Annotated in this window: 9 protein-coding genes and 1 pseudogene; 9 read left to right on the top strand and 1 reads right to left on the bottom strand. The window is 74.5% G+C overall.

Annotation, left to right across the window (positions count from 1 at the left end; translation table 11 throughout):
• Window positions 1-192: 192 nt before the first annotated feature.
• Window positions 193-828 carry a PadR family transcriptional regulator gene (locus E1212_RS21375; RefSeq protein ID WP_203417066.1) on the bottom strand — a complete coding sequence of 212 codons (636 nt, stop codon included), beginning with the start codon at window positions 826-828 and terminating at the stop codon, window positions 193-195.
• A 198-nt stretch (window positions 829-1,026) separates the two neighbouring features.
• Here E1212_RS21375 and E1212_RS21370 point away from each other — a divergent pair, with 198 nt between their 5' ends.
• The 9 genes and pseudogenes from E1212_RS21370 to E1212_RS21330 all read left to right on the top strand — a co-directional run bounded on the left by E1212_RS21370 (window position 1,027) and on the right by E1212_RS21330 (window position 13,731).
• Entirely contained in the window at window positions 1,027-1,815 is a 789-nt protein-coding gene (locus E1212_RS21370; protein ID WP_131986201.1) for an ABC transporter ATP-binding protein, read from the top strand.
• A 415-nt stretch (window positions 1,816-2,230) separates the two neighbouring features.
• Window positions 2,231-2,488: pseudogene (locus E1212_RS31190) on the top strand (ATP-binding cassette domain-containing protein); the annotation flags it as partial.
• Window positions 2,489-2,562: 74 nt separating this feature from the next.
• Window positions 2,563-5,355, top strand: a complete 2,793-nt coding sequence (locus tag E1212_RS21360; RefSeq protein WP_238992433.1) for an ABC transporter permease — start codon at window positions 2,563-2,565, stop codon at window positions 5,353-5,355.
• A gap of 259 nt (window positions 5,356-5,614) precedes the next feature.
• A complete protein-coding gene (locus tag E1212_RS21355) occupies window positions 5,615-7,495 on the top strand; it encodes a LamG-like jellyroll fold domain-containing protein (RefSeq protein ID WP_131986195.1) in 1,881 nt (626 codons plus the stop codon).
• Window positions 7,496-7,594: 99 nt separating this feature from the next.
• Window positions 7,595-8,458 carry a phosphate ABC transporter ATP-binding protein gene (locus E1212_RS21350; protein WP_131986193.1) on the top strand — a complete coding sequence of 288 codons (864 nt, stop codon included), beginning with the start codon at window positions 7,595-7,597 and terminating at the stop codon, window positions 8,456-8,458.
• Between the two features lie 16 nt (window positions 8,459-8,474).
• The gene (locus tag E1212_RS21345) at window positions 8,475-9,245 is read left to right on the top strand and encodes a lytic transglycosylase domain-containing protein (protein WP_131986191.1); all 771 of its coding nucleotides are present in this window, start codon (window positions 8,475-8,477) and stop codon (window positions 9,243-9,245) included.
• A gap of 2 nt (window positions 9,246-9,247) precedes the next feature.
• On the top strand, window positions 9,248-11,176 hold the full coding sequence (pknB, locus tag E1212_RS21340) for a Stk1 family PASTA domain-containing Ser/Thr kinase (RefSeq protein ID WP_131986189.1): 1,929 nt from the start codon (window positions 9,248-9,250) through the stop codon (window positions 11,174-11,176).
• On the top strand, window positions 11,173-12,444 hold the full coding sequence (locus tag E1212_RS21335) for a hypothetical protein (RefSeq protein WP_131986187.1): 1,272 nt from the start codon (window positions 11,173-11,175) through the stop codon (window positions 12,442-12,444). Before pknB ends, E1212_RS21335 begins: the two co-directional genes overlap by 4 nt.
• Window positions 12,445-12,546: 102 nt before the next feature.
• Window positions 12,547-13,731 (top strand): lysylphosphatidylglycerol synthase domain-containing protein, encoded by a 1,185-nt coding sequence (locus E1212_RS21330; RefSeq protein WP_162605573.1) that lies wholly within the window; start codon window positions 12,547-12,549, stop codon window positions 13,729-13,731.
• The last annotated feature ends 245 nt before the right edge of the window (window positions 13,732-13,976 follow it).

The following is a 13,976-nucleotide window of genomic DNA, read 5'->3' as shown; positions in this document are numbered from 1 at the left end:
GACGGGCGCGAGCGTCGCCGGGCACGAACCATCACTCACGTCACTCAGCCCCCCTGCACGACCGGTCCGCGACCCGGGGCCCGCACTGAGCGGTGCGTGGTGGCCGCGAGATGACCGTCAGGGGAACAGCAGGTGTCGTCCGGCGGACATGGGGTGACGCCGGCAACTCAGCGGGAGTGGGGCCGGTGGAGGTCAGGACGCGTGCCGCGCGCTGCCGTCCTGCTCGGTGGTGTCCTTGGCCTGAGCACCCGGGGCCTGCGCGATCGGCATCAGTGGCTCGTCGGCGCGCGCCTCGACCGCCTCGATGAGCTTGATGTCCGCCTGGGTGTGCAGGATGGCCGCCTCGATGGTCAGCGCCGCGAGCGCGTCGTGCTGATGCGTGCGCCGGCTGGTGCGCAGCGTCTGCAGCTCGGCAAGGCGGGAGTCGTGCTGGATGCGGCAGACCTCGCGGATCGCCTCGGGCCCACGGCGGCCCGCGGCGAGCACCTTGAGGATGAAGTCGTCGCGATAGCCGGACGTGCGCGTGGTGGGCGTGGCCAGCCACTCGTCGAGGTCGCTGCGCCCGGCGGACGTGATGAGATACACCGTCCGGTCGGGCCGCGAATCCTGCGGCACGGTATGCGAACTGACCATGCCATCGCGGTGCAGTCGATCGAGGATCTGGTAGACGTGGCCGATGTTCAGCCCGCCCCACTGGGGTCCGACGGCCTTCTCGAAATTCGCCTTGAGCTCATACCCGTAGCTGGGTCCGTCGGCCAGCAGGGCGAGAACGGCATGCTGAAGCGGCACTCTCACACTGTAAGGGTGAACCGGCCGTTCCATCGACATTCAGGGCCGCTGATCCATGGTCGTTCCGACTGTCACGAGCCTGGAAGGGCGGGAATCCGCTTACCACGCCTCGTCGCGCGGTCAGGCCGTCTTCCGATCGCGATGGGGAACGCCGTTCGCAAGAGGCGGGGGTTGCGCAAGAGTGAGAGAATCGACCCCGGCCGTTAGTCGTGCCTAGTCGAAGGTCATGATGATCACATGAGACGGCAGGGTCCCAGCGAGGCTGCGGACGCCCGGTCGGGGGATCACGACCGCTTCCCCGGAGCGCCCATCTCGCTGCACAACGTGACGCGCCACTACCGCCAGGGCGGCACCGAGGTGCCGGCCCTGGTCGACGTCACCCTGGACGTCCGCGCGGGCGAGTCGGTCGCCGTCGTCGGGCCGTCGGGGTCGGGCAAGTCGACCCTGCTGCATGTCATCGGCGCCATGGACCGCCCCGACACCGGCACGGTCGTGGTCGGGGGCACCCGGGTCGAGCAGTTGTCGCGGCGCGCCGCGGCGGCGTTCCGGCGCGGCGTCGGCTTCGTGTTCCAGCACTACCACCTGCTCCCGCAACTCAGCGCGCTCGACAACGTCGTGGTCCCGCTCATGCCCATTCACGTGACGTTCGACCGGCACGAGCGGGCGCACGAACTGCTCGACGCCGTCGGCCTCGGTGCGAAGCACGCGGCCTGGGTCGGCGACCTCTCCGGCGGTGAGCAGCAGCGGGTCGCGATCGCACGCGCGCTGGTCGCCCGGCCGAGGCTGCTGCTCGCCGACGAGCCCACCGGCGCCCTCGACTCCCGCACCGGCGACGAGGTGCTCGACCTGCTGGCTCAGATCCAGGCCGACTACGGCATGACGATGGTCCTCGCCACCCACGAGGCGGCGGTCGCGGCCCAGTGCTCGCGCGTGGTCAGCCTGCGCGACGGCGCGGTCGTCGCCGACCACGCGCTCTGGGACCCGCAGCCCGAGGAGACGCTGCGCCGGGCCACCGGCCTCGGCTGAGCGGGCGCTCATCCGGCGCCCCTCCGTTCCCGGCATGATCGTTCGGTGACCTCCGTGCGGCGTCCGGGCGTCGCAGGTGAGCGGCGTGCCGCGCCCAGGCGGACAGTCCGTCACAGCCGACGCGGCGCTCTGCCAAGTACCTAGAGACAAGGGAGAAAACGAGGCCATGGCGCCAGAAGCACGACTCGGGGAGCAGGCCATGTCCACCGGGATCATGTCCGCGGTGCGGTCCGTGTTCGCGCCGCTCAACGCGGTGCGCGACTGCCCGCCGACCGCCGGTTCGAGACCACCTGTTCCGGTTGGGGTGCTGCTCCCGGCACGACGGTGAGCCTGGCCGCGCTGGTGCCGGCGGCAGCCGCGATCACCGTGCCACCCGCCCGGCCGGTCGCCGGTCCGCGCCCGGTGCGGGCGGCCGGTGCGGGCGGCCGGTGTGGACCTTTGTGACATCTCCTTCGGCTACGCTCCCGACCATGCGCCGGTACTGCGTGGCGTCACGTTCAGCATCCCGCCGGGCGCCATGGTCGCGCTGGTCGGGGCGAACGGTGCAGGCAAGTCCACCATCGTCACGCTGCTCTGCCGGCTCTACGAGCCCACGTCCGGGCAGATCCGGTGGGACGGTCACGACGTCGCGGGCCTCGACCCCGACGCCGTCCGGCGCCGCATCGGCGTGCTGTTCCAGGACTGCCGCCGGTGGCGAGGACGCCCGGCTCCACCGGCGGCAGGCGCACGGATTCGGGAGGCCGGTCGATGCCGTCGCCGGCTGACCCCCACGGCGGCGCCGTCCCGCGCCGGCCGTCGCGCCGGCCCTCGCGCCCGAGCGTGGTCCCGCTGGTCAGGGCGCAGCTGCGGGCGCACTGGGGACGCGCGCTGGCGCTCGGCCTGGGCGTCGTGGCGGCGACGTCGGTGTTCACCGTGCTGACCGGTGCGTCCGAGGTCGAACGGCTGGAGCTGCGCGGCCAGGTCGCCGCCGCCCCCGGCACGTACCACGTGCTGGTCCGGCCACCGGGGACGCGCAGCGAGCTCGAGGCCGATCGCGGGCTGGTGCGGCCGTACCAGCTGTCCGGCCAGTTCGGCGGCATCTCGCTCGAGGACTACGACGCCATCCGCGACGTCGCCGGTGTCGAGGTGGCCGCGCCGGTGGCCATGGTCGGGTACGTCATGTCCGCGACCCAGGTCGCCGTCGACGCCGGGCCGCGCACCGACGGCGGCCGCGAGCTGCTGGTCGCCGACGTCGTCTACACCAGCGACCGCGGGCTCACCACCATCGAGCAGCCGGCCGCGTCGTACTCCTACGTCACTCCGAACCCGATCTCGCTGGTCGGCGAACCGTACGACGACGGCGCCCCGTTCGGCCTGGCCGAGACCATGCCCGACGGCTCCACGGTCCTGGTCTGCCCCCGGCACGAGAGCCGCGAGGACGTCGCCGACTCGCCGGCGACCGCGGCCCGTGAGCGCGCCGGCAGCTGCCTGACCACCCGGCCCGGGTCCGATCCCGCCGCACTCGCCCAGCAGGCGCCGGTGCGGCGCACCGTCATGCTCGAGTGGTCCTTCCCGGTCCTCGTGGCGGCCGTCGACCCGGCCCAGGAGGCGGCGCTCGACGACGGCGGCGCGGTGCCGCCGTCGCTGCGGGCGCTGGCCGACTTCGCGCCCGCCACCGGCATCGGCAGCCGGCCGGTCCCGGTGGTCGTCGCGGCCGCTCCCGACATCGACGCGCAGGCCGAGGTGACGGTGCGCCGGCTCCCCGACGAGGCGGCCGACCGGTTCGCCGCGGGCCAGCCGCTCGACCAGTTCGGGGCGCTGCTGTCCACCCCCGGGCCCGTCGTCGCGAGGGACACCGTCACCGCCGACCAGGCCTACGACGCGCTGATCGACCGCGCCCGGGCGAGCGAGGTGAATATCCTCGTCGACAGCTTCTGGACCACGGAGCCGACGGTGTACGACGTCGGCTCCGACGGCGTCCTGAAGCCGCGCCCGGTGGACAACCCCCAGGACGTGTGGCGCTCGACGGTGCGGTTCGAGGGATTCGTGCCGACGCCGGCCGTCGCCGCCGACACCGGCTTCCGCGCCGTCCGCCCGCACCCCGGCGAGGCCATCTCGCAGGCCGGTCACTCGCTGCCGCAGATGCGCATCGTCGACTTCTTCGACTCGGCCGACTTCGAGGCCGCCGAGTTCGACGGCGCCCAGGGCCTGCCGCCGGCCGACGCGCGCAGCCGCGAGCTGCTCGGCGACCGCCCGCTGCTGCCGTCGGGCAGCCCGGCCGCCTACCACCTGGGGCCGCCGACGGCGTTCATCCGGCTCTCCGACCTCGACACCTTCACCGGCTCGGGCATCGAGCTGGCCGACCCCGCGGCGCCGATCAGCGCGATCCGGGTCCGGGTCGCGGGCGTCGACGGCGTCAGCCCGGTCGACCGCGAGCGGGTCCGCCTGGTCGCCGACCAGATCCGCGCCGCCACCGGGCTCGACGTCGACGTCGTCCTCGGCAGCGCCGCCACGGAGCAGACGGTGGTGCTGCCGGCCGGCGCGTTCGGCCGGCCTGAGCTGGCGGTGGCCGAGACCTGGATGCGCCAGGGCGTGGTCGCCGCCGTCATGCAGGCCGTCGATCACAAGAGTCTGGCGCTGTTCGTCCTGGTCCTGGCGGTGAGCGCGCTGTTCGTGGCGAACGTGTCGGCGGCGTCGGCCCGGTCGCGGCGCGGCGAGCTGTCGGTGCTGAGCCGGGTCGGCTGGAGCCGCCGGCACCTGCTGCGGCTGCTGCTGGCCGAGGTCGTGCTGGTGGGCGTCGCCGCGGGCCTCGTCGGTGCGCTGGTGTCGGTGGCGGTCGGCTGGATCACCGGGCTCGAGGTCACGCTGACTCGGGCCGTGGTCGCCGTGCCGGTCTCGGTGTTCGTCGCGCTCGTCGCCGCGGCCTGGCCGGCCTGGCGGGCGTCGAAGCCGGCGGTCGCCGGCATGCTGCAGCCGCGGGTCCTGCCCGGGCAGCGGTCCCCGGTGGTGCGCGGCGTGCGGTCGCTTGCGGTCGCCAACGTGGTGCGCTCGCCGGGGCGGACGGTGCTCGGCATGCTCGCCGTCGCCCTCGGCTGCGCCGCGCTCACCGCCCTGCTCGGCATCACGCTGGCCTTCAACGGCGCCGTCGTCGGCTCCGTGCTCGGCGATGCCGTCTCCGTCCGCGCCCGCGAGATCGACTACGTCGCCGTCCTGGTGACGATCCTGCTGTCCAGCGTCGCCGTCGCCGACGTCGTGTTCCTCAACATGCGCGACCGGCGGGCCGAGTTCGCCGTCCTGCAGGCGGTCGGCTGGGGCGACGGCCGCGTCCGCCGGGTGGTGCTGGCCGAGGCCGCGCTGATCGGCCTGACCGGCGCCGCCGCCGGGACGCTGGCCGGGCTGGCGATCGCGGCCGGCCTGGCCGGCGAGCTGCGCCCGGAGCTGCTGGTCGCCGCGGCGACGACCGTGGCGGGTGGCACCGCCGTGCCCGTCCTCGCCAGCCTCGTCCCGGCCGCCGCCCTGCGTCGCATGACCGTCGCGTCGACGCTGACCAGGGACGCCTGAGGACTGGTTTCGTGCCGAGGGGCGGAGGATGCTGCGCCGGCTCTGCGGCCAACCGTGGTGTCCATCGGGCGCGGCCACTTGACGCCGGCTCCGCATCCTCCGCCCCTCGGCACTGGTCAGCCCGCTTGCGCTGGTGACGCACGCTGCGGTCGGCGGGGATTCGTTCGGGCGCACTCCAGTGGCCACGTGCGCGTCGCCGGTCGGCCATGTCCGGTTGGTCCGATGAGTGCTGATCCGCAGCACCCATCGGAGGTTACGCATGTCTGACAACCGTTCGGGCGGGGTCGCCCGCCGTCGTCTCTTGCAGGGCGCGATCGCCGCGCCCGCGGCGCTCGCCGTCCCGGGCCTCGTCGGCGGCGCCGCCGGCACCGCGGCCGCCGCGCCCGTCGTCCCGCCGAACCCCGCCGGGTTCGACCCGGAGAGCCCGCGGTTCGCGCTCGCCGTCCTGCCGGACACGCAGTACCTCTTCGACGAGGACCGTTCCGACCCGCAGCCGCTGGCCACGACGTTCCGGTACCTCAGCGAGCAGCGCGGCCTCGCCAACGTCGCGTTCATGACGCACCTCGGCGACATCACCGAGCACGGCACGCAGGACGAGATCGACCTCGCCGACCAGACGTTCGAGGCGATCGACGGCGTCGTGCCGTTCAGCGTCCTGGCCGGCAACCACGACATCCCCGGCGGCAACGACCAGCGCGGCGACACCCCGTACCTGCGCGCGTTCGGCCCGTCCCGCTTCGCCGGCAGCCAGACGTACGGCGGCTCGTCGCCCGACGGCTACAACAGCTTCCACGTCATCCCGGCCGCCGGCCGCGAGTGGCTGGTGCTCGCCCTGGACTGGCGGGTCTCCGACGCCGGTCTCGCCTGGGCCCGCGGGGTCGTCGACGCGCACGCAAAGCTGCCCGCGATCGTCACCACCCACGACCTCGCCTACGCCGACGACGACGGCGCCGCGGAGCTGTCCGGCAACGGGCGGCGACTGTGGGACGGCCTCATCCGCGGCAAGGACCAGATCTTCCTGGCCCTCGGCGGGCACTACTGGCCGCCCGGGCGTACCGTCCTCACCAACGACGCCGGCCACGACGTCCACGTGCACATCACCAACTACCAGGACCGCTACTACGGCGGAGCCGGCATGATCCGGCTCTACCAGTTCGACCTGGCCCGCCGGACCATCGACGTCGAGACGTTCGCGCCGTGGTTCCTGACCCGCGAGGCGGGGGAGCGGCCGCCGCTCGGCGCCGAGGTCATCGAGCTCACCGGCGACGTCGACCGGTTCAGCCTGCCGGTCGACTTCGAGGCGCGGTTCGAGGCCTTCGCGCCGGCGCCGAAGCCGCCGCAGGTGCCGCCGACGCGCGTGATCGGCAAGGACACCGTCGCCTACTGGCGCTTCGACGCGCTCGGCCTGCGCGGCCGGGTCGAGGAGGGCCTGACCGTCGCCGACGGCGCCGTCGCCCAGGACCTCACCCGCAAGGGCAACGACCTGGTGGTGCGGCGACTGCACTCGACGGCGGCGGGGCTGCTGACCCGCTCGCTCGACCACCACGACGGCGCGCCCACCCACGCCAGCCTCCGCTTCGACGGCGGCCAGTCGCCCGACCGCGGCGCGATCCTCGAGGCCGTCGCGAACGCGCCGATCAACAAGGAGAAGTTCCTCGGCGGCTACACCATCGAGGTCTTCCTCAAGTTGCCCGAGCCGTTCGAGGGCAACCACGCCTGGATGGGCATCTTCAGCTGGCAGGGACGCGCCGGCGACGCCGGCAAGACCGCCGGCTACTCGCCGCTCGAGCCGACCTGCAGCCTCAACGTGTCGCCCGAGCGGTTCCTGCAGTATGTCCTCTACCCGCACGTCGAGGACGCCTCGCCGACCTCGTGGAGCCACGCGCTGCCCGTCGGCCGCTGGTTCCACGTCGCCGTGGTCAACGACGGCGCGCAGACGGTCGTGTGGGTCGAGGGCTCGCCCATCACCCGCAACCCTCGCCAGCCGGCACACGGCATCGCGACGCTCGGCCGGCCGTTCACCATCGGCGCCACCGGCTGGGACCTCGGCTTCGGTCAGGGCTTCTACGGTCTCCTCGGCGACGTCCGGATCAGCAAGCGCGCCCTCGCGCCGACGGAGTTCATGACGCCGTTCGAGTGAGCGACGCCCTGCCGCGGCGGCCCCGATGTCCGTCTGGCGTTCACGCGCGCGAAGGAATGGATTCGCGGCATACACACGCTCACCGCCGACCGTGGTGGCATGACCGCATCGACCGACCACACCACCGCCCTCCCCGCCGTGCACGCGAGCCGGCCGTCACCGAACGGCGCGCCGGCGAACGTCGCGTCGCTGGCGGGCCTGGACGCGCGGTCGATCTCGGCCTGGTTCGGCACCCACAAGGTGCTCGACCGCGTCTCGCTCAGCATGCGGGCCGGTGAGGTGACGGCGCTCATCGGCCCGTCCGGCTGCGGGAAGTCGACGTTCCTGCGGATCCTCAACCGCATGCACGAGCTGATCCCGTCGGCGTCGCTGGCCGGCGAGGTGATGCTCGACGGGCAGGACATCTACGCCCCGAACCGGCGGCTCACCGACGCGCGCCGCCAGATCGGCATGGTGTTCCAGAAGCCGAACCCGTTCCCGGCGATGTCGATCTACGACAACGTCGTGGCCGGGCTCAAGCTGACCGGGCTGCGCGCCTCGAAGCGCAGCAAGGACGACCTCGTCGAGTCCTGCTTGACGAAGGCCGGTCTGTGGAAGGAGGTCCGCGACCGCCTCCGCGAGCCCGGCGGCGCGCTCTCCGGCGGCCAGCAGCAGCGTCTGTGCATCGCCCGGTCGCTGGCCATCCAGCCGCGGGTGCTGCTGATGGACGAGCCGTGCTCCGCGCTCGACCCGACGTCGACCCGGCGCATCGAAGAGACCATCGCCGAGCTCGTCTCCGAGGTCACCATCGTCATCGTCACGCACAACATGCAGCAGGCGGCCCGCGTCTCGGACCGGTGCGCGTTCTTCCTCGCCTCGCACGGCACCCCCGGCGTCATCGTCGAGCACGGGCCCACGTCGGTGATGTTCGAGAGCCCGCAGGACGAGCGGACCAGCGACTACGTGCACGGGCGGTTCGGGTGACGGGGTCGGCCGCGGCATGACCGTCCTGTCGGCGTTCGTGATCGTCGCCGTCGTCGGGTTGGTGCTCGCCGTGTCCCGGACCGTGCCAGACGGCAGCGCGCAGCCCCTGATCGTCGCCGCCTCGATCGACGACGGCGTCATCGGCCAGTCCGCGGGTGGCCCAGCAGGCAGCGCGCCCGCAGCGGACCCCGTCACCGCTGAATTGGGAGCGGCGGCCGAGCTCGGCGTCTCGCCGGACTGGGCCCGCGAGGTCGGCGGGCGGACGGGGATCCCGGTCCGCGCGCTGGTCTCGTACGCGGCGGCGGCCGTGCGGCTGGGCGACGAGCAGCCCGCGTGCGGGCTGAGCTGGCCGACGCTGGCCGGCATCGGCGCCGTCGAGTCGCACCACGGGACGTTCGGCGGCACCCACGTCGAGCCCGACGGCCGCACCGCCGACCCGATCATCGGCATCGCGCTCGACGGCGGCCCCGGCGTCGCGGCCATCGGCGACACCGACGGCGGCGCGCTCGACGGCGACACCGTCTGGGACCGCGCGGTCGGCCCCATGCAGTTCATCCCGTCGACGTGGCGGCGGTGGGGCGCCGACGGGAACGGCGACGGCGTCAGCGACGTGCACAACCTCGACGACGTGGCTCTCGCGGCCGGGCGCTACCTGTGCGCCGACGGCGGCGACCTCAGCGACGGCGCCGACTGGCAGCACGCCGTGCTCACCTACAACCGGTCCGCGGAGTACGCCGCGAAGGTGCTCGAGACCGCCAACGGCTACGCCCGCGCCAGCTGGAGCTGACCATGACCACCCACGACCTCGCCATCCCGCCGCTGGTCCCGCCGGGCACCGTGCTCGGCGGCCGGTTCGAGGTGGGTGAGGTCCTGGGCACCGGCGGGTCCGCGACGGTGTTCGCCGGCCGCGACACCCGCCTGGGCCGGCCGGTCGCCGTCAAGGTGCTGCGGCCCGACCTCGCCGCCGACGCCGGGGCGCAGGCGGCGTTCCAGGTCGAGGCGACGGCGGCAGCGATGCTGTCGCACCCCGGGATCGTGACGGTGCACGACGTCGGCGCCGACGAGGTCGGCGACCGGACGATCGCCTGGATCGCCATGGAACGGGTTCGCGGGCGCACCGTCCGCTCGCTGCTGGCCAGTGGCGCGGTGCCGCCGCTGGATCCCGTGGACGCCCTCGACCTGACGGCGCACGTGCTGGCCGCGCTCGACCACGCCCACCAGCGCGGGGTGGTGCACCGTGACATCAGCCCCGGCAACGTCATGATCACCGACGACGGCGCGGTGAAGGTCCTCGACTTCGGCATCGCGGCGATCGGCGAGCAGCGCACGGAGTCCGACGTGGTGCACGGCAGCGTCGCGTACGTGTCGCCGGAGCAGGCGCAGGGCGTCCCCGTCGATCGCCGCAGCGACCTGTACTCCGTCGGCTGTCTGCTGTTCGCGCTGGTCACCGGCGCGCCGCCGTACCTCGCCGACGAGGTGCGCGACGTCGCCCTGATGCACGTGACGGCGCTGGTGCCGCGCGCGTCGTCGCGGCTGCCCGGCGTGCCGGCGGAGGTCGACGCGCTGCTGGTGCGGCTGCTGGCCAAGCGCCCGGGCGACCGCCCGGCCACGGCGGGGGCGCTGCGCGACGAGGTGCTCCGCGTGGCCGCCGGCCTGCGCGCCGCCGGCCCGGACCACAGCACCACCACCGTCATCCCGCGGGTGTCGACGACGACGGCGTTCGCCCCGGTCCGGCGCCCGGCGGGCCCGGCGACCGTGCCGGTCCCGGTGGCGCGCGAGCTGGCAGAACGACGGCGGCAGGAGCCGGTTTGCATCGTGCACGCCCGGCCACTGGTCGCGCCCCGCCCGCCGGAGCCCGGGCGGCGCTCGGTGCTCTGGCCGGTGACGCTGCTGGTCATGACGACCACCGGGCTGGCCGCGCTGCTGCTCTGGCTGTTCTTCCGGCCCGACCCCGTGGTGCCGGCGTCGGTCACCGTCCCCGACGTCGCCGGGCAGACCACCGAGGCGGCCCGGCAGGCACTCGACACCGCGGGCATGCGCGACGGCAGCGTGCGCACCGAGGCGCACGACACCGTGCCCGCCGGGCTGGTCGTGCGCACCGACCCGGCGGCGGGGGAGTCCGTCGCGGCCGAGTCACCGGTGCTCATCGTGGTGTCCGGCGGACCGCAGGCACGGCCGTCGGTCTCGGTGCCGCAGCTCGACGGCGCCACGCTCACCGAGGCGCGGGCGATGATCGAGCGGGCCGGCCTCGTGCTCGGCGAGCTGACCCGCGAGGACTCCGCCCGGCCCGCCGACACCGTCCTGGCCAGCGACCCCGGCGTGGGCACCACGCTCGAGCCGGGCGCAGTCGTCGCCCTCACGCTGGCCAGCGGCAACCAGGTGGTTCCCGACGTGACAGGGCTGGGCATCGGCATCGCCCGGGCCCAGGTGCAGGACGCCGGGTTCGGCGTCGAGGTGCTGCCGGCCGAGGACGACCGGCCGCCGGGGACGGTGCTGGGAGTACAGCCGGCGGCGGGGACCAGCCTGCGCCTGGGCTCGACCGTGACGCTCGTGGTCGCCGTCGGGCCGTCGCCCACCGACGATCCCAGCGGGCCGGCGTCGCCGTCGTCGACGTCCACGCCCGATCCGAGCGGCACGCCGTCGTCGACCCCGACCGGGCCGTCGCTCGGCGAGCCGACCGACCGGCCCACCGACCCGAGCGGAGGCGGCGAGCGATGAACCGGATCCTGGGCGGCATCCTCGCGATGCTGACGCTGGCCGCGGCGGTCGGCTTCTCCGTGTCGGCGACCGGCCGGCCGGCGCTGCCCGACGTGCCCGCGGCCGCACATCCGGTGGTCGCGCACACCGCCGACGATCCCCTCGCCCCCGCGCCGACGCCGCTGACCGCACCGCCCGGCGCACCGGGAATGCCCGCCACGGATCCGGCGGGCCCGGACGCCGGCTCCGGCGGGTCGCAGCCGGCGAGTCCCGCCCCCGGCCGGCCGGAGCCCACGCCGTCGTCGCCCGGAACGCCGCCCGCCCAGCCGCCCGGCGGCGACCCCGGCGCGCCGGCCGCGCCCGCACCGACCGAGCTCTACCTCACCGCGCCCGGGCTGACCGATCCCGGCGCGACCGAGGTGTTCACCGCGACCTGGATCGACAGCGCGGGCTACGGCGTCGACGGCGTCGTCCTGCTGCAGCGCGCCGAGGGCGACACCTGGGCCACCGTCGCCGAGCTGACCACGTCCGTCGGCCGCGCGTCGACCAGCGTCGCCGTCGCGGCGTCGGCCATCTACCGGCTCGCCTACCCCGGCAGCGACTCGATCGCCCCCCAGGTGTCCGACGAGGTCGCCGTCATCGCCGAGACCCGCATGGAGTCGGCGCTGACGCTGACGGCGGCGCCCGCCCGGGTCGCGGCCGGCGGCGCGGCGGTGCTGACGGTCGGCTGGCACAACACCGACGCCGTCCCGATCATCGGCGACATCGTCGTGGAGGCGCGGGTGGACGGATCCTGGACGGCGGTCGCCACGGTGACGACCGGCTCCGACGGCGCGGCCTCGGCCACCGTCACCCCGGCCGCGACCACCGCCTACCGCGCCGCCTACCCCGGCGGCACCCGCTACCTGCCGGTGACCAGTGCCGGCGTGACGGTGACGGCGGTCTCGGCGGCGACGATCCCCGTGCGGTCCTGCGCCGACCAGGCCGCCGTCGACGCGCTCCCGCACGGCGTCGGCTGTCACTACACGTCGGTCGATGCCGGCGTGTTCGTCGTCGGGCACGACTTCCTCGGCAACGCCTGGTGGAACGAGCTCGCCATGGGCGCCCACGTGCAGCTCACCGGGGAGCAGGCCGGCCTCTACGAGGTGGTCGACCGGGTCGTCGCGCCGGGGCGGGCGGCGGAGCTCGGGCCGGCCGAGCAGTGGACCTGCGGCGAGCGCTGCGACGTCGTCCTGCAGACCTGCATCGGCGCGAACACCGGTTTCACGTGGCTGCGGCGCGTGGGCTGACGCGAATTTTCCGCGTCAACAGTCCTGGTGAGAGGGTGTTTCGACGCCAGTTGTACGCCTCTACTACAGACTCAGGTCGTTTCGGTCGGTCACCATAGGGGTGTGGCGATCCACGAGCAGACCACCACGAGGACCCGGCGGCGTGCGATTCTCTGCAGCACTCGCCGGGTCGTCGGTCTGCTGGCGATCATCGCCGGACTCGTCGCCGTGGGGCTGGTCGTGGTTCCCGCGGCGCTGCCGAACCTCGTCACGGCCATGCGCAGCAACCCCACCGTGCCGTTCATCGTGGCGCTGTTCTGGGTGCTCGCGACGGTGGCGTCCATCACCGGCAAGCGGGCCATCTGCACCGGCTACCTGAGCTGGACCGAGACCGCCACCGCCCACATCGGCGGCACGGTCGCCAACCGCATCGTCCCGGCGGGCGTCGGCGCGGCCGGCGTCTTCGCCGCCGCCCTGCACCGCGGCGGCGCCTCGAACACGGCCGCCGCCGGCGTCATCGCGCTGTGGGCCATGGCCGGCGGCCTGGCCCACGCCGGCGGGCTGCTGCTCGGCGTGGCCTGGCTGCGCGAGGGCTGGAGCGGACTGCTGACGGTGGTCGCGCTGGCCACCCTGCTGGTCGTCGCGGTGCGCCTGCTGGCCGGCTGGCTGTCGCGACGCCGTGCGGCGCGGGCCGAGCGGGTGGCCGCCTCGCCGGCCCGGTTCGGCGCCCACCCGGCCGTTCGGACGGCGCGGGCCGGTTCCTCGCTGCCTGCCGTGGTGGCGCCGCCCTCGAAGTGGCGCCGGCTGGTCCTGACGGCGCGCGACGTGCTCGACGCCGTCCGCGCCCGGCCGATCCTGGCGCTGGCGGCCCTGACCGCCCAGCTCGCCGCGGCGGCCTGCCTGGCCACCGGCTTCGCCCTGGCCGCGGTGAGCTTCGGCGTGCCCATCAGCGTCGGCGTCGCCATGGCCGCCTACCTCGCCGGCACCGCGCTCTCGGCCGCCACACCCACCCCGGCCGGCATCGGCTCCGCCGAGACCGCGCTCATCGGGACGCTCATGCTGGCCGGCGCGAGCCTCGGCGAGGCCCTGCCGACGGTGTTCCTCTTCCGCGCCGTCATCCTCATCGCCCCAGTGGTCGCGGCGGCCCTCATGGCGGCGGCCTGGGTGTCCGTCCGGCTGGTCGTGGCCGCCCGGGCCCGGCGGCGGACGGCGCGCATGCCGCACCCGCACCTGTCGGCTCTGCCCGCGATGCCCGCGGTCATCCTCGCCATCGAGCCGTCGCCCGCGCCCGAAGCCGCCGCTCCTTGAGCTTGGGGTCTTGTGGGGTTGGGTGGGGTTCCCCGTCCCCCTGCTGCCCATTCTCTCAAGCCGCCCGGGTGCCCTCAAGTCCGCGCGCCCTGGGGGCGCTTGGACTTGACCGCACCCGCGCGGCCTAAGAACGGGCAGCTATCAGGGGGACGGGGGGAGTCTGGCGACGGGTCCGGGGTCGGCGGGCCCTGGTACGTCCGCGATGTGGGATTTGGCGCGTTTCGCGGGCCATCACGAGGTTCTCT

It is taken from the genome of Jiangella ureilytica (assembly GCF_004348545.1).
GTDB lineage: Bacteria > Actinomycetota > Actinomycetes > Jiangellales > Jiangellaceae > Jiangella > Jiangella ureilytica.
This window is presented reverse-complemented; position numbering and strand designations above follow the sequence as displayed.